This is a genomic window from Pseudoalteromonas sp. SiA1 (genome assembly GCF_018732205.1).
In the GTDB taxonomy this organism is placed as follows: Bacteria; Pseudomonadota; Gammaproteobacteria; order Enterobacterales; family Alteromonadaceae; genus Pseudoalteromonas; species Pseudoalteromonas tetraodonis.
On the sequence record NZ_CP076084.1, the window covers coordinates 3107865 to 3126444 of the forward strand.

Annotated in this window: 18 protein-coding genes; 10 read left to right on the forward strand and 8 right to left on the reverse strand. The window is 41.3% G+C overall.

The genetic code is table 11. From position 1 onward, the window contains the following. Positions 1 to 98: 98 nt before the first annotated feature. On the reverse strand, positions 99 to 2057 hold the full coding sequence (locus tag KK487_RS14430) for an AsmA family protein (protein ID WP_215521875.1): 1959 nt from the start codon (positions 2055 to 2057) through the stop codon (positions 99 to 101). A 266-nt stretch (positions 2058 to 2323) separates the two neighbouring features. Here KK487_RS14430 and KK487_RS14435 point away from each other — a divergent pair, with 266 nt between their 5' ends. The 7 genes from KK487_RS14435 to KK487_RS14465 all read left to right on the forward strand — a co-directional run bounded on the left by KK487_RS14435 (position 2324) and on the right by KK487_RS14465 (position 9485). Continuing rightward, complete coding sequence (locus KK487_RS14435; RefSeq protein WP_033102756.1) at positions 2324 to 3487, forward strand: hypothetical protein; 1164 nt, start codon at positions 2324 to 2326, stop codon at positions 3485 to 3487. A gap of 372 nt (positions 3488 to 3859) precedes the next feature. Further along, the gene (locus tag KK487_RS14440; RefSeq protein ID WP_016899323.1) at positions 3860 to 4537 is read left to right on the forward strand and encodes a TorF family putative porin; all 678 of its coding nucleotides are present in this window, start codon (positions 3860 to 3862) and stop codon (positions 4535 to 4537) included. A 194-nt stretch (positions 4538 to 4731) separates the two neighbouring features. Next, on the forward strand, positions 4732 to 5442 hold the full coding sequence (locus KK487_RS14445; RefSeq protein WP_013466079.1) for a YIP1 family protein: 711 nt from the start codon (positions 4732 to 4734) through the stop codon (positions 5440 to 5442). A 48-nt stretch (positions 5443 to 5490) separates the two neighbouring features. Next, on the forward strand, positions 5491 to 6657 hold the full coding sequence (locus tag KK487_RS14450) for an efflux RND transporter periplasmic adaptor subunit (protein ID WP_033102757.1): 1167 nt from the start codon (positions 5491 to 5493) through the stop codon (positions 6655 to 6657). Continuing rightward, positions 6657 to 7364, forward strand: a complete 708-nt coding sequence (locus KK487_RS14455; RefSeq protein WP_033102758.1) for an ABC transporter ATP-binding protein — start codon at positions 6657 to 6659, stop codon at positions 7362 to 7364. Before KK487_RS14450 ends, KK487_RS14455 begins: the two co-directional genes overlap by 1 nt. After that, positions 7357 to 8595 (forward strand): ABC transporter permease, encoded by a 1239-nt coding sequence (locus KK487_RS14460; protein WP_013466081.1) that lies wholly within the window; start codon positions 7357 to 7359, stop codon positions 8593 to 8595. Before KK487_RS14455 ends, KK487_RS14460 begins: the two co-directional genes overlap by 8 nt. A 212-nt stretch (positions 8596 to 8807) precedes the next feature. Next, positions 8808 to 9485, forward strand: coding sequence for a nitroreductase family protein (locus tag KK487_RS14465; protein ID WP_013466082.1), 678 nt, complete (start codon positions 8808 to 8810; stop codon positions 9483 to 9485). Here KK487_RS14465 and KK487_RS14470 read toward each other — a convergent pair. Genes KK487_RS14470 through KK487_RS14480 form a run of 3 tightly spaced genes read right to left on the reverse strand, consistent with a single transcriptional unit; the run spans position 9482 to position 14125 of the window. Beyond that, positions 9482 to 10552 carry an efflux RND transporter periplasmic adaptor subunit gene (locus KK487_RS14470; RefSeq protein WP_128583458.1) on the reverse strand — a complete coding sequence of 357 codons (1071 nt, stop codon included), beginning with the start codon at positions 10550 to 10552 and terminating at the stop codon, positions 9482 to 9484. The genes KK487_RS14465 and KK487_RS14470 overlap by 4 nt on opposite strands. After that, positions 10542 to 13817, reverse strand: a complete 3276-nt coding sequence (locus KK487_RS14475; RefSeq protein ID WP_036957123.1) for an efflux RND transporter permease subunit — start codon at positions 13815 to 13817, stop codon at positions 10542 to 10544. The genes KK487_RS14470 and KK487_RS14475 overlap by 11 nt, the downstream gene beginning before the upstream one ends. A gap of 5 nt (positions 13818 to 13822) precedes the next feature. Continuing rightward, a complete protein-coding gene (locus KK487_RS14480; protein ID WP_008467273.1) occupies positions 13823 to 14125 on the reverse strand; it encodes an ArsR/SmtB family transcription factor in 303 nt (100 codons plus the stop codon). Between the two features lie 131 nt (positions 14126 to 14256). Here KK487_RS14480 and KK487_RS14485 point away from each other — a divergent pair, with 131 nt between their 5' ends. Together KK487_RS14485 and KK487_RS14490 are read left to right on the forward strand one after the other, a co-directional pair. Further along, positions 14257 to 14445 (forward strand): YgaP family membrane protein, encoded by a 189-nt coding sequence (locus KK487_RS14485; RefSeq protein ID WP_008467276.1) that lies wholly within the window; start codon positions 14257 to 14259, stop codon positions 14443 to 14445. Between the two features lie 5 nt (positions 14446 to 14450). Next, positions 14451 to 14795: a rhodanese-like domain-containing protein gene (locus KK487_RS14490; protein ID WP_008467278.1), complete on the forward strand. Its 345-nt coding sequence runs from the start codon at positions 14451 to 14453 to the stop codon at positions 14793 to 14795. A 62-nt stretch (positions 14796 to 14857) separates the two neighbouring features. Here the strand turns inward: KK487_RS14490 and KK487_RS14495 are convergent, their stop codons facing one another. The 4 genes from KK487_RS14495 to KK487_RS14510 form a co-directional block, all read right to left on the reverse strand. Further along, complete coding sequence (locus KK487_RS14495; protein ID WP_036957097.1) at positions 14858 to 15400, reverse strand: PH domain-containing protein; 543 nt, start codon at positions 15398 to 15400, stop codon at positions 14858 to 14860. A 77-nt stretch (positions 15401 to 15477) separates the two neighbouring features. Beyond that, positions 15478 to 16095 (reverse strand): LysE family translocator, encoded by a 618-nt coding sequence (locus KK487_RS14500; protein WP_013466086.1) that lies wholly within the window; start codon positions 16093 to 16095, stop codon positions 15478 to 15480. Positions 16096 to 16104: 9 nt separating this feature from the next. Beyond that, positions 16105 to 16287: a hypothetical protein gene (locus KK487_RS14505; RefSeq protein WP_008109493.1), complete on the reverse strand. Its 183-nt coding sequence runs from the start codon at positions 16285 to 16287 to the stop codon at positions 16105 to 16107. Between the two features lie 17 nt (positions 16288 to 16304). Continuing rightward, entirely contained in the window at positions 16305 to 16703 is a 399-nt protein-coding gene (locus KK487_RS14510) for a DUF3224 domain-containing protein (protein WP_013466088.1), read from the reverse strand. 88 nt (positions 16704 to 16791) lie between these two features. On the opposite strand from KK487_RS14510, the gene KK487_RS14515 reads away from it, so the two are divergent. Beyond that, positions 16792 to 18570 (forward strand): ABC transporter transmembrane domain-containing protein, encoded by a 1779-nt coding sequence (locus KK487_RS14515; protein WP_036957096.1) that lies wholly within the window; start codon positions 16792 to 16794, stop codon positions 18568 to 18570. Positions 18571 to 18580: the final 10 nt, after the last annotated feature.

Here is an 18580-nt window from a genome sequence, read left to right on the forward strand (position 1 = left end):
TTAAAACGAGGTTTTCTATGCTATTTATCTAATTTACAGGTGGTTATAAAACAAACAAGGCATCTTGTTGATGCCTTGTTTTATATCAGTAATTAAAATTAGCCAAACAAACCTTTTAATTTGTCTTTAATTTTATCTTTAGCTTTGTCTTTTGCATCATCAAGCTTTTGCTTAGCTTCATCTTTTAAAGCATTGCTTACATCAAGCTTTATATTCACGTCATGAAACGGGCCTTTTATGCGTAAAGGAACTTTAAAGCCAGTACTGTCATCGGTTGTACCTTGACCTTCAATAGAGTCCACGACGCCTGTTACTAGTCGATAGTTAACGAGCGTTTGCGGTAAATCAACGTCTCCTTCACCTGAAATGCGTATTAAAGGGCTGATCAACGATAAATCAGTATTTTTGCCTACGCCATTGGTAAAGTTAAAACTACCAGAAAGTGCAGAGAAATCGGTTTTCTCAGATTCTTCAAATCCTGTATCTAATCCCTCAGACACGGCATTAAAGTTGCCTTTAACTAGCTCTTTACCCTTACGCACCATTTCCGCTACGTTTGCTCCCTTAACGGCACCATCCGCGAACTTGAACCCTAGCTTACCATTAAGCGCGTTAATAAACGTTTTTTGGCTTTGCCCTGCTGTGGTTAGATTCCAACTTAAAGAGCCCTTGCCCATTAGCTTATCAAAGCCTGCAGCATCAGTAAGTAAGGGCTGTGCCTCTATTTTATCTAAATCGAAGTTGGTTGCTATTTTATAAGGGGTATTTTGGGCATTGATAGTAACCACCCCTTTACCTGTTCCTTCATAAGCGACAAAGCTATCTAAGCTTAATTTAGCAATGCTATTTTTAAGTGCCATAGTAAACTGATTAGCGCCTAGTTTAATGTCGTTAGCTTTTAAACCACTTGAACGAACAATCACATTTGCATCTAATGCACTTAAGCCACTTAAATCAATTTTAGTATCATCCCACACTATTGGCTCTGCAGGCTTAGACTCGTCTTTTACTGGGGCTTCTTTTTTAGCTACGGTTTCTGGTAAGTAAGGATTTAAATCAAGCATCCCTAGGTCAATATCAGCATTAACCGCTAAACGGCTGCCTAGATTCACCTTACTTTTACCTTTAATCTCGAGAGCATCGAGCGTTGCAACTAATTCTGTTAGGTTAAACTCCTCACTGAGCAAGTGCATTTGGGTATTGATACTAAAGGCATTAAACGCATTGTCTTTAGCGTTTAAGTCAACCCCTTGCCAGTTAGCAATATTTTTAACTGAATCACCGTTAAGTGCTAATAACCCTTTAATATCTTGGCCTTGTTTGGCTATGCTGCCATCAAACGTTAAATCGACTAAACGTGAGTTAAGCGTTTGCTTTACATTAAATGGGGCACCTTCAATCGCTTTTGCTGGAGTATCAAGTTTTACATCAAGCTCAAATCGCTCTTGCATATAAGTAATAGCCCCTTTGACTTCGAGCTGTTTGCGCAGTGAAGGCAGTAATATAGCCAGTTCTAAATCGCTAATTTGTTGTTTAGCACCCGTTTGACCATCTAAATATGTAAACGACCCGCCATAAATAGCGACTTCACCTAATTGAATATCAAAGTTTTCAGGTAGTTTGACTGCCTCACCCGATTGAGTTTGCTGCTCAGGTTGCTTGGCCACTGCATCAAATAACTGCCAGTTAGCTTTACCGCTTTTATCGGTTTCTAGCAAAATATCAGGCTCATTAATGACAAACTTTTCTAGCTTTAACTCGCCACCGAGTAATGAAAGCCAAGGAATATGAATGGCAAGTTGCTGCATACTTGCCATATCAGCGCGAGAGCCGCTAGGCATATTGGCAAAATGCACATCATTAAGCTCTAATTTTAATGCAGGGAATACACTGAGGGTTTTATCGCCCTTTATGGTTAATGTGCGCCCGGTTGTTTTTTCAACCTGCTCAGACACTTTATTAAAAATGGTATCAGTAGGAATTAAAAAAGGTGCAGCAACAATTAACGCTATGCATAGCAATAATATGACACCAATAACTTTAAATAAGGTCTTCATGATCATCCTTTCAAACGTGCAAATAATGTTCTTATCATAGCGGGAGTTAACACTAAAAGCATTGTTAAATAAATAAAAAACATATCAATTAGGGCATCCCTTTTTAAAATCAGGTTTTCAAAACTCATTTTAATAAATTTAAAGATTCATGCCCCTGATTACATTGCTGCAATTGTTCGGTATGATGCGCGCCCCTGTTGTATTTAGCCTAAATAAGCTAAAATGTAGCGACTAAAAAATATATCTAACCGGAGAGTCTACAAGGCATGAAGAAACTGCTAATTTCACCGTCAAAAATGGCATTAGGCGAACAAGAAAGTCAAATTTATCAAAACATTCTGAAGCAATCTTCAGAGCTAAGCCTAAACCTGATGGCCGTGAAAGTGGAAAACCATCCAGAAGATTTTTTAGGTTGGTGTTACGAGCTATTAAGTGCAAGCCGCGACCGCATTAATTACGACTTACTCGAAACCTCACAATTACCATTATTAAAAAAACTGCACGACCAACTTATTTCAGCGATTAGCTTTTTACAGTTAAAAACATTACGGGTAGCACCTTGGCCGGTAGTGAGTATGTTTGTAGAACAACATAAAGAACTGGTGGCACTTGATGAGCAATTACGTTTAACTGCTTATATCTCAGGCCTGCGTGAAAAGCCGTTAAAAGATATGATCCCTGAAGACTTACTCGCTTTTAGCGGTAAGCATATGGCATCACTCGATCCGAGTACTTATAACTTTGATGTAGAATGGTTTGCCTCTACCAAAAGCGCCAAAGGTTTTCACCTGATGCTGGCTGATTTGCCAGGTGCATTCGACGATGCACTCAGCAACATTCCACTTGAGGGTGATGTAGCGCTAGGTAATTACCAACAATTTGTAATTGCTTATTTGAGTGCATTTAATGGTAGTGATGAAAAACCAACTCTGGCGCCTGCCACCCGTTTATTAGCAATGCGCCGCCCTGATGTATTTACACCGATTAGTAACAGTCGCTTAGATGCACTTTGCTCCGCACTTGGTATCACCAAATTAAATAACCGTGACTTTGAGCGTTACTGGCAAGATGTAGTACAAAGCATTCACGCTATGTCATGGTTTAAAATGGCCAATGCAGGTAATGAACTAGAAACTCAGTTAGTGGATATAAAAGCGCTAATACCTTGCTTTTTTTATTATGCAGATACGAATACTGCAGATAACTCTAACTACATTAAGCTACTAAATAAACCTACACGTAGCACTTCGAGCAGCAGTAAAGCGCCACGCCGAGGTAAAGAATCTGCTGAGATTTTAGTGGATCGCGCTCTTGCTGCTGATGATATCCCAGAACATATTCGTGCTAAACGTGACTCTATTATTAGCGAAGTACAAAAAGGCCGTAGTGTAAACGAAACAATTACACTTATGCGTACCATTTTTGGTTAAAACGTATATCAAACGCAATTAGCTTTAATAAACTAGCTTAACGTTAGGGTCTGTAGACCTTTCAAGGTTAAATTTTCAAAGGTCAATAGATCCTAATATAGATAGCCTGGTAGCGCTCTAATGGTGCAGCCAGGCTTTTTTTTGCACCAGCAGTGTGTTCTTTCCTTACATACTTTTCACTAAGCGTCTTTGCGCATAACTTCAACACCTTGTTTTATAATATAAAATTTATTTTTTATTAAATAAATGGAAGCTGGCACATACAGTGCAATTCCCCCTGCAGTAACGTAATAATACGCCGCCGTTCAAAAGGTTGTAGTCGTTTATAATAAAAAACCTTGGCGTGCAAAATCATACAATGGGAAATGAAACATGCTAAAACTACAAAAAACAATACTCATCGGTGCATTGGCATTAACAGGAATGACATCAACTACTGCATTTGCCGAAGTAACAGCCAATGCAGCCGCTACTTCTAACTACTTATGGCGCGGACAAGAGCAAACTGGGGGCGATGCAGCTGTATCTGGCGGTATTGATTACGCTAATGAATCTGGATTTTATGCAGGTACGTGGGCGTCAAATGCGTCTTGGGCCGATGAAATGACCTACGAACTAGACTTATACGCCGGTTTTGGCGGCGCTATTAATGAAAACGTAAGTTATGACGTAGGTTATATTTATTACGCTTACCCAGATGCGGCATCAGGTGCCGATGCAGATTTTTCAGAAGTTTACGGTAGCATTAGTGTGCAAGGTTTTACATTTGGTGCAGCCGTACTTGCAACATCTGCTGCCAGTGGTGATGGTACTGATTTTGGTGATTCACTGTATTTAAACGCCGATTACAGCTTCGCTGTTGGTAGCAATGGCACTGAAATGGCGCTACACATAGGGCATTACTCAGGCGATTTCATCGGTGATGACAATATTATTGATTATGGTGTATCAGTGTCTAAAGATGGTTTTACCTTTGGCCTATCTGATAACGACATGGACGGCTCAGATGTTAAAGCTTATGTAGCCTACGCTGTCGACTTTAGCCTATAAAAAGAATGTGTTACTTGCTGCAACACTAAGGGCCGAAAGGCCCTTTCTCGTTTTAAATAACTTAACTAGATCTAATCACGCCACACCTTGTTAACAAACCGTTACAATTAATAAATCAACTTACCTCGCTTTTACCTTAGTATATGACTGATAACTATATAGTTCACTATTGAGAAAATCATAAAGGAATAATCATGAAGTCATCTAACGCGCTATCTGCTTGTATCGACATTTTTATCAGCCCAAGCAAGGCTTTTAATGGGCTAAAAGAAGCTAAAGGCTGGTCTTGGCTTGCTTTTGCACTTCTCGCTCTAACCCTTGCAGCCTCTGCTTATACATTTTATACCACTGCAGACTCACAATTTATTTTAGACCAGCAGGTTGCTGCAGCGAGTGTGGATGCCACAATCGGCGAGAAAAAAATGATCCGTCAAAGTATGGAGCAAAGCCTCGATAACCAAGTGTGGTTTGCAATTGGCGGGGGTATTTTCGGCCTTCTTTTTATAAATGCACTCCTATCTGGGTATTACATGTTGATATCTAAGCAAGACCCTGATGCTAATTATAGCTATGGTGCGTGGTATGGTTTTGGTGTTTGGAGCATGATGCCCATGGTTATTTCAAGTTTAGGTGTTGTTGCGCTAGTTCTTACAGCCAGTAACAATGAATTACCTATTAGTTTATTCAATTACGCGTCTATAAATCAGTTATTTCTGGGATTAGAGCTTGGAGATAGCTTCTATAATATGATGGAGAGTTTAAGTATTTTTAGTCTTTGGAGCATAGCTTTGGTTGCTATTGGGTTAAAGTGTTGGACTAATTTCAGCTTTAATAAAGCACTTCTTTTTGCTGCGCTACCGACCATTATCATTTACAGCATCTGGACAATTATTATTGTTGCTTAAAGGAATGTAGGCAAACTTTTCTGCCTACTCATAAATACGGAAATAAAAATGAAAAAAGCGATTATCATTACCCTTGCAATTGCAGCTTTTATTGCTCTTATCGTATCAAAGCAAATTACTGGCGATGAAAAAGCACCAGAGGTAAATGTTGCACAGGTTGAGCAAGGTAGTATTGCAGACTCCATTATGGCCTCTGGCAATTTAGTCTTTAATACTCAAGTGCAGTTACGTTCAGAGGTAACCGGACGAGTCGACAAGGTGTTTGTTGAAGAAGGGCAAAGTGTAAAACAAGGCGACATTTTAATGCGCTTAGATACCACTGCTTTTGAGTCAGAAGTAACACGTAATAAAGCGGTATTGCGAGCTAGCGAAATAGAAATTAAACACAGTAAAACACGCCTTTTGAACTTTGAACGTCAGCTTAAACGTCAAAAAGAGCTTTATGACGTAGGCCTAGCAGGGCAAGAAGTATACGAGAACTTACAAAATGCACGCGACCTTGCCAAAATAGATATTGAAGCCAGAGTAGAGTCTTATAATCAAGCCAAAGCCTCTCTTTCAATCGCTGAAGATAGACTTAGCAAAAGTGTATTTCGTGCTCCAATGAGTGGTTTGCTCGCCTCAGTAAATATTAAAGAAGGCGAAACCGTTATTGCCGGCACCACTAATATTATTGGCTCAGATTTAATGCTGGTTGCCGACCCAAGCGCTATTTTAGCTGAGCTCAGAGTTGATGAAACTGATATTGCTGGCATTAAATTGGACCAGCATGCAGATATTTATGCTGCTGCGTACCCCAATCAACCCTTCACTGGCAAGGTCATTAACATTGGAACCTCAGCAAAAAACCAAGCAGGTTCACAAGGTTTATCATTTCGAGTGAAAGTGTTACTTGATAATACCGATAGGCAACTATATGCAGGTATGAGCTGCCGTGCAGAAATCGCAACAAGCCTTGCTGTGAATGGCTTAAAGCTCCCTATCGAAGCCGTACAAAAAGAAGATGACAAAACGTTTGTATGGCGTTTAAACGACGATAACACTGTAAGCAAAGCCTATGTAGAAGTGGGTATTTCTTCAGATATAGAGCAAGCAATTACCCAAGGTTTAAATAAAGGGGAGCGAATTGTTATTGGCCCTGCACGTCCTATCAGTAAACTAAAAGAAAATGATACGGTAAAAGTTAAGCAAACAACTGCCAAGGATGCGCAATAATGTCGGCGGTAATCAAGCTTGAGCATATTAACAAGCAATACAAAATGGGTGAGCAAATATTTAAGGCCCTAGATGATGTAAACGTGGTCATTAATGAAAACGAGTATGTCGCTATAATCGGTCCTTCAGGTTCAGGTAAGTCAACTTTAATGAACTTATTGGGTTGCTTAGATACTCCAACTACTGGGGATTACTTTTTAAAAGATAAACTTGTAAAAAGTATGACAGAAACCGAGCTCGCTCATCAGCGTAACGAAAGTGTTGGCTTTATTTTTCAGAGCTTTAACTTACTTCCGCGTGCGTCGGCACTTGAAAATGTGATGCAGCCTTTGGTTTATAGGTTTATACCCGCAAAACAACGTAAACAAAAAGCCCTCGATGCACTCAAACGTGTAGGACTCGGTGATAAAGTGGATCATCTATCAAGCCAGTTGTCTGGTGGGCAACGCCAGCGTGTTGCCATTGCACGAGCGCTAGTGACTAAACCGCATATTTTACTCGGTGACGAACCAACCGGGAATCTAGACAGCAAAACTACCACTGAAATTATGGCGCTATTTGATGAGCTACATAATGAAGGCCACACCATTATTTTGGTAACTCACGAACAAGATATTGCAGATCATTGCCAGCGAGTTATTCGCTTAGTTGATGGCAAGGTAGTGAGCGATGTGCGTAAAGGTGAAGGAGACAAACAGCATGTTTAAATCTGCTATTGCAATTATGGAAGGAACAAAAGCAGCACTAATGGCCATTAAAGCCAATGCCATGCGAAGCGCACTCACTTGTTTAGGGATTATAATTGGGGTTGCCGCGGTTATTACAGTGGTAGCCGTTATGCAAGGCTTTACTAAGCAAATTAACGATCAACTCGCAGATATGGCACCTGATGTAACCACAATTAAACCCTTTACCAGCATTGAACAAGAAATGGTGGGCAAAAATGCTAAACTCACTTACAACGATTTTTTAGTCTTAAAAGCCCGAGTAAAAGAGGCTGAAACACTCACTGCACTGATGTTTACTTGGCGTTTTTCTGGTGGCGCTGAATATGGAAATAAAAGCCACTCATCACGAGTAATGGGTACAGAGCAAGATTACCAAAAAGCGTATAGAACCTTTCCAGAACTTGGGCGCTTTATTCGCGCAGAGGATGATGAAAAGCGCCGTCGAGTCGCTTTTATTGGTCCATCCATTATTGAAAAGCTAAACCTGCCAAAAAACCCTGTAGGCGAATATATTAAACTTGGCGGCGAGTGGTTTAGAATTATTGGCGTGGCTGAAAAACAAGGTAGTTTATTGGGGTTCGATCAAGACGATTATATTAATATTCCCATCAGTACCATGAGCGCATTAGAGGGTCCAAGTAGCAGCAGCAATGTACAAATTATGTTTAGACTCAAAGAAGACAGTGATGAAGAATTGGTACTTGCTAAAATCACTCGCATTTTACGCCAATTACATAAACTAAAAGACAATCAAGAAAACGACTTTGAATTTGAAACAGCTGAAAAAGCACGCGCTAACGTTGATAAATTTACAGGTAGCGCTACAGCAATTACCGCAGGGATTGTAGGTATCAGTCTTGTTGTTGGCGGTATTGGTGTAATGAACATTATGCTTGTATCTGTCACCGAACGCACCCGTGTGATAGGCACATTAAAAGCACTGGGGGCGACTCCTGGTTTTATCATGCTGCAATTTTTAGTTGAAGCCGTGGTGCTGTCATTATTTGGAGGCTTAATTGGCTTAGTCATTGGCTATGGTGCTGCCGAGCTCATTTCGCTCTCTGTACCAAGCATGCCCGACGCTTATATACCAGGCTGGGCTATTATGCTGTCGTTTGGTTTTACCTCTTTAATCGGTATTGTATTTGGTTTAGCTCCCGCAATAAAAGCAGCTAGGCTTAATCCCATTGATGCCTTACGTTATGAATAAACACTCAAAATAGCGACCTGTTTGCTTAAAATAGTATCCTAAAATAGCTGACTTTTACTGTTTTAGGATACCTAATAGGCTCTTATCTATTGGCTAAGCCTTGTAATATGATATAAATATTTTATGCGTAGCGCGGGTTTTATAAACCTTAGCAGATAAAGCCTTTGCTGCTATTTTAAACCACACACTCTAAAAATAAGAAGCGAACAGCCATGCAAAATCATAAAAGCCAACCATTAGCCGATTTTATAGAATACCCTCAAGAGGAAATGCTGACGCGTGCGAATGAGTTTTTACAAACGAGTCAACGCCGTCATAGTATTCGCAGCTTTAGTAACCGCCCAGTGCCAAAAGAAATCATCGAAACCTGTATAAAAGCGGCAGGTACAGCACCTAGTGGCGCAAACCACCAGCCATGGCATTTTGTGGCCATTAATAGTGCAGATGTTAAAAAACAAATACGAGAGGCCGCTGAAAAGCTAGAGCGCTCATTTTATGAAGGTCGCGCAGGCGAAGAATGGCTTGATGCATTAAAACCCTTAGGCACCGATGCTAACAAACCCTATTTAGAGCACGCGCCATGGTTAATCGCGGTGTTTAGTCAAAAAAAGGGGGGTGTAAATACGGACGATAAAAACACCAATTACTATGTGCATGAATCGGTAGGCCTTGCCACTGGCTTTTTAATTCAAGCCTTGCACCGCGCAGGCCTTGCAACACTTACCCACACACCAAAACCGATGAGTTTTCTAACCGATATTTGTGGGCGTGATAAAGACAACGAACGCCCTTATATGTTACTTATTACCGGTTACCCAGATGAGCATGCAACAGTGCCGCTGCACGCCCTAGATAAAAAGTCGATTGATGAAATTGCGAGTTTTATTTAGTCGCTTTGACTTGGCATGTAATCAACAGCAAGTACATCACCCTCTTTTAGGCCTGCTATTACGTGTTGCTGGTTATTTATAATACTGCTTAAACGCACGAAACGTTTAACCAGCGTTTCGTTTTCAAGTACATACACCATATTGAGCTGACCAAATTCATGCACCCAACGTGGATCAATTAATACACCTTGGGTACTTTTTATTGGTAACTGTAGTTGAGCATAAAGGCCTGGCATTAAACCAAGTTGCGCATCGGCTTCTAAACGAATAAGCAAGCTGCGCGCCGCGTTATCTGCCACTGGTACAATTTCGCTCACCGTTGCGGGTGTTGTTATATCTAGAGAAGGTAATACCACATTTAAACTGTCCCCTACTCTTAATTTTACTGCTTGTTGTTCACGTACATTAAATTCAAGCTGTAACTGTAATGGGTTATACAAAGTAATCAGCGGTTTACCGGGTGTTGCAGTATCGCCAGGTTCAGTTAGACGCTCAACGACCACGCCCGAAATAGGGGCAGTAATACGCGTATAATTAAGCGATACCTGAGCTTGCGTTTGCTGTTGCTTAGCAACCGCTAAATTAGCGGTTAAGTTTTCAAACTTTGCTTTGGCGTCATCTAATTCACTAACAGATACTAATCCTTGCGCATTTAAATCAATCATTCTGGCTAGTTGCTTTTTAGCTTGCGTTAACGACGCTTGCACCGCATTAATATTTGCGCTGCTTTGCGCTAACGCCGCTTTAAAATCATCTTGCTTGAGCATAATAAGTAAATCTCCCTTAGCGACTTTATCGCCAGCACGTACTTTTAACTGCTCAACCTGCGCCATAACATGCGATGAAATTTGCGTATTTTGTTTTGCTATTACACTACCTGGTACCTGCTCAGTGCCTGCAATACTTTGCAGCGTTACCGTTACTCGCTCACCTTGATAGCTCGTTATTTGTGATTCTTTTAAGCCAGCAGCTTTCTTGTCAGAAAAGCTGCCTGCCATATAAAACACAGCCATAATAATGACAAATAACGCGGCAAATGTGCCTATAAGTTTTGATTTACCCTGCATGCGCTTTATCCTCTGTGCTTGCAAACACTAAATAATAAACAAGCGGTACTACAAATAATGAAAATAATGTAGACGCCACAATGCCAAAAATAATCGCAATCGCGAGCCCGCTAAATACCGGATCGAGTGTGATCACTAAGTTACCCAACAAAGTGGTACCTGCGGTTAGGAGCACAGGGCGCATTCGCACCGTACCCGCTGCAACAAGCGCCTCTTTAATTGCCATGCCTTGGCCGCGAGCTTGATTAATAAACTCAACCAAAATAAGTGAGTTACGCACCACGATACCTGCAAGGGCAATCATGCCTATCATCGCTGTGGCAGTAAATAATACCGGCTCTGGGGCACCTGCTATGGAGCGCTCACCAAACTGATTTAACAGCCAAAAACCTGGCATTATACCTATCACTGTTAACGGAATAGCCGACATGATAATCAGCGATAAACTCGCCGACTGTGTTTGTACCCGTAAAATTATAAATATGGCACTGAGCGCAAACGCAAAGGCAATGCCCATATCTCTAAATACATCAATGGTTATGCGCCATTCCCCCTCGCCGCTAAAGCTGACATGGGTTCCTTTTGGTAATTGCCATGGAGCAGTTCCGCCATTATTAAAAAAGTGACGACCTACCCACGATGTTTTAACAAACTCATCGTTTGATACATTTAAATCAGCATTCACATCAGCAATCACTTCCGCTGGTGTGCGCCCATTAAGCTCAGCCATAACATAAATCACGTCGCGCTGATCTTTACGAACAATCGTTTTAGCAACATGATGTTGTGTAAATTCACCGAGTTCTGAAAGCGATACTAACGGCCTTGGCGCACTGCTAAAACCAAACTCGTTACTGGTTTTAGCTAAATCTCTGTCGCCCCTTACCTGAAGTGCAAGTAATTGCGAAAGCTGATTTCGCTCGCTGTACGGTAGCTGTAATTTAATATCAACGGGCTCTGTTTCATTGCTCACATAAAGTACACCTACGTTTTCACCTTGAGAGGCAATACTGAGTGTTTGTGCAATATTTTGAGTTGAAACCGCACTGAGTGCGGCCTTGGTTTTATTGGTAACAAAACGTTGTAATGGCGAGGGTGCCACCATTGAGGTATCAACTTCAACTACATGAGGCTCTTGTTGTAAACGCGCAGCTAACTGCTGGGCAGCGTGAGAATGTGTTTGCTCATCAACAAAAGCATCCCGGTAAACCTCAGCAACTAAGGTACTCAGTACCGGCGGCCCTGGTGGTACTTCAACGACTTTTATTACAATGCCATCGGTTGCTAGCATCGCGAGCTGTTCGCGAAGGCGCATAACCACTCCATGGGATTGATGATCGCGCTCAGACTTATCCACTAACAATACCCTCAGCTCGGCGAGATTCGCTGCCTCACGGCGATAATAACCGCGCACCATACCATTAAAATCCATACTAGAGGGTTGGCCAACATAGGCCGCTATTTCACTTACTTCGTTTAATTGCCATGTGAGTGTTTGGATTTGTTTAGTAAATGCAGCTGTGCGCTCCAGATTAGTCCCCTCTGGCATATCTATCAGTACTTGCAGCTCATTTTTATTATCAAAAGGGAGTAGCTTTAAAGGCACCAAACGCATCACGGGTAACATGGCGCTAATAATAAATAATGCTAGGGTTAGCCACAAAACAAGTTTTGCTCGCCCCTTAGAAACCAATAATGGGCTTAATATTCTTTGATATGCACCAACTTTAGGAGCAAGCTCGGAGGGTTGTTCGTTATCAGGCTTGAGTAACTTCATCGCAAGCCAAGGGGTTACAAAAAATGCAACAATGGTAGAAACCATCACGCTAACCGGCACATTAAATGCCATAGGTGCCATGTACGGCCCCATCATTCCGGTGATAAATGCCAGTGGAATAAACGCCACCATTATAGTGAGTGTCGACATAAGCAAGGCATTTCGAATTTCGCTCATTGCACCAACAATCTGCTGTTTTTTATCGCCTTTTTTATTCAAAAAGCGGCTAATATTATCAATACCTGTGATTGGGTCATCTACCAGTAAACCCAAAGATAAAATAAGCGCAAATAAGGTCACCCGGTTAATGGTGTAACCAAATGCAAAATCTAATGAGAGTGTAATGCCATAACAAATAGGCACAGCCAGCCCTACCACAACCGCCGGACGCCAACCTAAAAACACCCCCACAAATATCACCACAGTAAAGACCGCAAAGACTAAACTTGAAGTGAGGTTATTTACTTTTTCATCGGCAGTTTGGCCATAATCTCTTAATACCGCATAGCTCACCTCAGTGGGTAATAGCGTGCGTGTTAGCTGCGTCATCATTTGATGAACATCGTTGGCGACGGCAACAGCGTTCGTGCCGGTTTGTTTTGCAACGCTTAGTGTTACCATTGGTAAATGCTGCTGGTTTGCCGATTGAGCAAGCCATTGGTAATGCTTAGCTTCACTTGGGCCATCAATAACGTTTGCAACATCAAGCAAGTAAACACTTTTGCCATTAACAACATTCACTACTAGCTGTTCTACAGCAGATTGACTTCGTAGAACATCACCTGCTTGCAATTCAATTTGCTGCTGACCATCAACCACACTGCCTACTTGCGTTAGTTGATTAGACACGCTTAATGCATAAAAAACGTCATTTACGGTTGTTTGGTGGGCAGCCAATGCGCTGGCATTTAAATTAATGGTGAGGGTTCGTTTACGACCAGCAATGACTTTTACTTCACTGGTGTGTTCAATACGCTGTAAACTGTTGGCTATTTCGTTAGCAAAGCGGGTTAACTCGTAATCACCATAAAGTTGTGGGTCTTTACTGTATAGCCCCAGCATAACAATAGGTACATCATCCACTTCAACGGGCCGTATTTGCCAACTTTTGATAACAGAAGCCATAGTATGTTGATAACTGTTAAGTTTTGCATAGGTATCTAAAATAGCTTGTTCGCGGTCATGGCCAACCTCAAAGCGAAGTGTAACCACTGCGGCATTCGTTTGTGTAGTGGAATAAATATGTTCCACACCGCCAAGTTGGGCAAGTAGCTTTTCAAGTGGCTGGGTAACCAATCTGGCTACCTCTGGAGCTTCTACGTTGGGCGCCGATACGTATATATCGAGCATAGGCACCACTATTTGTGGTTCTTCTTCTCGCGCTGTTTGTTGTAAAGCAAATAAGCCAAACAAAATCGACAACACAAAAATAATAACCGGAATACGGCCACTTAAGCTGCTTTTTACTGCGTTATCAATCATGCTCATAACTTTTAGCCCTTGCAAAACAGTCCATATAATGTGCCTAACAAATGCACGGCATTTTGATCAATCACGCGGTAATAGATAGTTTGGCTTTCGCGGCGAGTAGCCACTACATTGGCTTTGCGCAGTGCCGCTAGGTGCTGTGATAACGCAGACTGCGCTAGCGGTACGGCTTCGTTAAGCTGCGACACACTCATTTCGGTATCTTGTAATGAGCATAAAATCATTAGTCGATTTTTATTCGCTAATATTTTTAATAGCTGCTCAGCTTGATCTACATTAGTCGCCATCGCTGTAAAGTCAATTTTCATACTATGCTCTTATTCTAAAATATGCACTTAGTATAAATTGCTAGATAAGAAATGTCTAATATTAGAATTTACTAATTTAATAATATCTAATATAGTAGCTCTGTACTCAATCAAATAAGTGGCCTACTATTATGAAACTCAATAACGCACTTCGTCTTATCGCTGGCATCATGATTGTTGTATCAATCCTTTTGCAAACGTATCACGATCCGAAGTGGATATACTTTACCGCTTTTATCGCTGTAAACTTAATCCAATCAGCTTTTACTAGCTGGTGCCCAATGATCACTCTATTACGCAAACTTGGCTTTAAGGAATAATCACCATGCTTACATCTATCCCCGATTTACTAAAAATTATTACGCCTAATCAACGTCGTATCGACGCCGAACAAGCTAAACAGGAGATCAGTGAAAACAAAGGATTACTCATTGATGTGCGTGAACCGGCTGAACATGCAACCAAAGCCGCTACCGGCGCAATTAATATTCCGCGCGGCTTACTTGAAATGAAGTTAATGGAAATAGAAAAAGACGCAGCACGCCCTATTTACTTACATTGCGCTAGTGGTGCGCGTGCAACACTAAGTGCTGAAGCACTGACACGCGTAGGTTATGAAAACGTCACAGTTATTACCTGTAAAGCAGAAGCTGTTTGTCAGGCATTTTAAAGGCCAAAAATTAAATCTCTCGGCGATCAACCGATCGCCGAAAATTAATGTATACCTGCGCCTTACTTCCTCTCATCCAACAAGTTGACTAACATTTGCTCGATATTTTTTACGCTGTAGGTAAGCGAGCGGATGAGCTCTACTTGGCTTTGTGGTTCATCGTTATTAGATTGGGCTGGCTGATCTGCAGTGAGGTTATCTTTTTGAGTTAAAATGGCTTCACGAAATTCACTGGCATTAACTACCCCAAGTAACGATACTAATGCACCGTGACCAGACTGCCCTGCAGTTTCAAAGCTTAAGCGGTATAAACCAAATAGTCGCATTAATGGCCCCTGACTTAATCCCACATCAGTGATTTTTTCAAGCGGAATCGATTTTTCTTCTTTAAACAAAATACCACGTTTAACCACTAGCTTGCGCTCTAGTAAATCGGCCGACATAGCTGCTAATACTCGCCCTGCGACTAGCCACACCAAAAGCAATACAACGGGTAAAAGCACAATAGTTACAACTGGAAAAAGGCTAAATATTGCAGCTAAACACATCCAGTACTGTTTGACTTTGTTATCAAAAGTGGCACTTTTTAAAATTATATTAGACATCGTTTTATCACTTTTAAATTATAGTTTTTTTAAGTTACATTAATTACCAACTGTACGCAATTCAATCACTTTGATAGTTAAAATCCTATTACCACTTTGATCGCAAGCGCAATAAATACCATACCTAATAGTCTATCTAACCACACATTTTGCTTGGTAAAGCCAAAGCGCTTTTTAGACACATCAGTGAGTAAAGCCACCAATAAATACCACCCAGTATCTATTACAAAAACGGTTAAGCACATAATAATACCGATGTTTAATGTAAGGTTTTCTGGATCGATAAACTGCGAAAATAGCGCCAAAAAGAAAATTGCCAACTTAGGATTTAAAAATGCAATCGCAAAACCATCTTGTAACGCCTTAGAACTGCTCACTGCACTTTTTTGAACTTGCAGCTCGCTGTCGTTAGGTTTTGAAAATAGTATTTTCAAACCTAAATACGCTAAATAGGCTGCCCCTAAGTACACTAAAAATTGATACACAGTAGGAAACTGCAACATCAATGCGCCTAATCCCAATAATGAGGCCGCTGCATATAAGCCAACCCCAAAACCATGGCTTAACGCTGCCAGCATGCCATTTTTCATCCCGCCATTTAAGCTATGCTTTAATACCACAGCTAAACTAGGCCCTGGCGACATTGCGCCCATCATGCATACCAGTGCTAAGCTAAACCATAATGATAATGCCATTAGTAACCCTTATATTTCTTCATTTTCAATAAGTAATGCATAACCATGCACTTGCCCATAAAAGCCTGTCAATGGCACTGCGTTTATTACTTTCCAGCCGTCTTGGTTTAATTCCTGTATGCGATCATTTAGTGCGACTATATCTACCCCACCCAAAAAACGGGCCTTTCTGAATTCGATTACTTTTTGCATTTTAATCCTTATTGAACTTATAACATGTATTCAAAATCGTAATGGTGAATCCCTTGCTCAATCCGTATTTTCATACTGCCGGTTAATCCTGCGAGCTCATCAGTGCCTGAGTCGGGTACCACTTTTAAAATCAAGCTATCTTGGCCTTTATCCATGGTGCCAAAATGCTGCAGTACAAAACCACCTTGCAAACCATCAAGTTCGCCTATTACTTGTTCAATAGCCACATAACCGGCACTGCCTTGGGTGGGGGTCATGGCGCTGAGCATTTCACCTTGGCTAGTTGCGGTTAGGCCACCAGTAAATTGTTTATCAATCGACATACGACCTAAATTAACGCCTTGCTGCCCGTGTGCATACCCCTCTATAGGCGCTAATGAAACGGTAAACTCGCCTGTTACCTGTTTAGTTGTCATAATTTTTCCTTATTGATGATTTTTAATACTATTGATTTTTAATCTATTGATGCCATATCTATACCTTAATCATCAATAAGAATCTACTATGCCTACAGACAAGCCTGCTTCAGATAAAGCCGCCTTTAGCGCTTTATTCCCTATATTCAATTTTATTAAGCCTTATAAATGGGTAGTTTTAGGGGCTTTAGTGGCGTTACTTGCCACCGCAGGAGTTAACTTATCGCTAGGGCAAGGCGTTAAATTTGTGATTGATCATGGCTTTATTGCCGGCTCGCAAGCGCAATTACAACAAGCTGTGTTGGTATTAATTGGTTTGATCAGTTTATTGGCAGTGGGTACATTCAGCCGATTTTATTTAATGTCGTGGATTGGCGAACGAGTCAGTAACGACATTCGAAAAGCCGTGTTTAATCGTATTGTTACCTTGCACCCGAGTTACTTTGAAGAAAATCGTAGCGGCGAGCTGATGTCGCGTTTAACCACCGACACCACATTATTACAATCTATTATTGGCTCGTCATTTTCTATGGCACTGCGAAGCGCGCTAATGTTAGTCGGTGGTTTAATTATGCTGCTTGTTACTAATTTAAAGCTTACCTTGGTCGTTGTGGCCTGCGTCCCTTTAGTACTGGTGCCTATGATAGTGTTTGGTAAAAAGGTGCGCAAACTCGCCAGTTCTAGCCAAGATGCTATTGCCGATATAAGCACCTACGCGGGTGAGATCATTCAAAACATAAAAGTGGTACAAAGTTATAGCCACGAACATCAAGAACAATCTGCTTTTGCGCTTGAAACCGAAAAGGCCTTTAATGTGGCTAAAAGCCGAATTAAACAACGTTCGTTTTTAATTGCAGCTGTTATTTTTCTTACCTTTAGTGCTATTAGTGCCATGCTCTGGGTAGGCGGTAGTGATGTGTTAGCAGGCACTATGACGGGCGGTGAACTCGGTGCTTTTGTGTTTTATGCCATTATGGTGGCCATGTCGGTAGCGACCGTTGCAGAGGTTTATGGTGAACTACAGCGCGCCGCAGGAGCCGCAGCAAGATTGCTCGAACTGCTCGCCGTTGAAAGTAAAATACAAAACCCCGAAATTCCACAAGATGATGAGTTACATGCAACAACCAGCAACAGTGCAATTTCACTTGAAGGTATTAGTTTTAATTACCCTTCTCGCCCAGATGTAAGCGCATTAAATAATATCAGCTTAAATATTGAAACAGGTAAAACTGTGGCTATTGTTGGCCCTTCCGGTGCGGGTAAAACTACCTTATTTGAACTATTGCAGCGCTTTTACGATCCAGCCAGCGGAGCGATTAAGTTTCATAATATAGATATTAAACAGTTGTCGTTAAACACCTTACGCAACAAAATGGGCATGGTGGCACAAAACCCGATTTTATTTAGCTCTGATGTCATGCATAACATTCGCTATGGCAACCCAAGCGCCAGTGACGAGCAAGTTTATGCGGCCGCCAAACATGCACATGCTGATGAATTTATAAAACAGTTACCACAAGGCTATAACAGCTTTTTAGGTGAGCAAGGTGTTAGGCTTTCGGGTGGGCAAAAGCAGCGTATTGTACTTGCCCGCGCCATTTTAAAAGATCCCGAAATACTGCTACTCGATGAAGCTACCAGCGCACTTGATGCGCAAAGCGAGCATCATGTTCAGGCCGCACTTGAGCACTTAATGCAAAATAGAACAACGCTGATTATTGCCCATAGACTAGCCACGGTAAAACACGCCGATATGATTGTGGTAATGGAAAATGGCGAAATAAAAGCCACAGGCACTCATCAGCAATTAATGGCAAGCAACCCTTTGTATCAAAAGCTATGTGAATTACAGTTTAATCTAGATTGATTGCAATTTA

Coding starts and splice junctions, on each gene's coding strand:
- KK487_RS14460 (WP_013466081.1), top strand. CDS start 7,357: ATGTTTAAATCTGCTATTGCAATTATGGAAGGAACAAAAGCAGCACTA.
- KK487_RS14505 (WP_008109493.1), bottom strand. CDS start 16,287: ATGCAAAAAGTAATCGAATTCAGAAAGGCCCGTTTTTTGGGTGGGGTA.
- KK487_RS14490 (WP_008467278.1), top strand. CDS start 14,451: ATGCTTACATCTATCCCCGATTTACTAAAAATTATTACGCCTAATCAA.
- KK487_RS14480 (WP_008467273.1), bottom strand. CDS start 14,125: ATGAAAATTGACTTTACAGCGATGGCGACTAATGTAGATCAAGCTGAG.
- KK487_RS14510 (WP_013466088.1), bottom strand. CDS start 16,703: ATGACAACTAAACAGGTAACAGGCGAGTTTACCGTTTCATTAGCGCCT.
- KK487_RS14495 (WP_036957097.1), bottom strand. CDS start 15,400: ATGTCTAATATAATTTTAAAAAGTGCCACTTTTGATAACAAAGTCAAA.
- KK487_RS14465 (WP_013466082.1), top strand. CDS start 8,808: ATGCAAAATCATAAAAGCCAACCATTAGCCGATTTTATAGAATACCCT.
- KK487_RS14515 (WP_036957096.1), top strand. CDS start 16,792: ATGCCTACAGACAAGCCTGCTTCAGATAAAGCCGCCTTTAGCGCTTTA.
- KK487_RS14470 (WP_128583458.1), bottom strand. CDS start 10,552: ATGCAGGGTAAATCAAAACTTATAGGCACATTTGCCGCGTTATTTGTC.
- KK487_RS14485 (WP_008467276.1), top strand. CDS start 14,257: ATGAAACTCAATAACGCACTTCGTCTTATCGCTGGCATCATGATTGTT.
- KK487_RS14445 (WP_013466079.1), top strand. CDS start 4,732: ATGAAGTCATCTAACGCGCTATCTGCTTGTATCGACATTTTTATCAGC.
- KK487_RS14450 (WP_033102757.1), top strand. CDS start 5,491: ATGAAAAAAGCGATTATCATTACCCTTGCAATTGCAGCTTTTATTGCT.
- KK487_RS14500 (WP_013466086.1), bottom strand. CDS start 16,095: ATGGCATTATCATTATGGTTTAGCTTAGCACTGGTATGCATGATGGGC.
- KK487_RS14430 (WP_215521875.1), bottom strand. CDS start 2,057: ATGAAGACCTTATTTAAAGTTATTGGTGTCATATTATTGCTATGCATA.
- KK487_RS14435 (WP_033102756.1), top strand. CDS start 2,324: ATGAAGAAACTGCTAATTTCACCGTCAAAAATGGCATTAGGCGAACAA.
- KK487_RS14475 (WP_036957123.1), bottom strand. CDS start 13,817: ATGAGCATGATTGATAACGCAGTAAAAAGCAGCTTAAGTGGCCGTATT.
- KK487_RS14455 (WP_033102758.1), top strand. CDS start 6,657: ATGTCGGCGGTAATCAAGCTTGAGCATATTAACAAGCAATACAAAATG.
- KK487_RS14440 (WP_016899323.1), top strand. CDS start 3,860: ATGCTAAAACTACAAAAAACAATACTCATCGGTGCATTGGCATTAACA.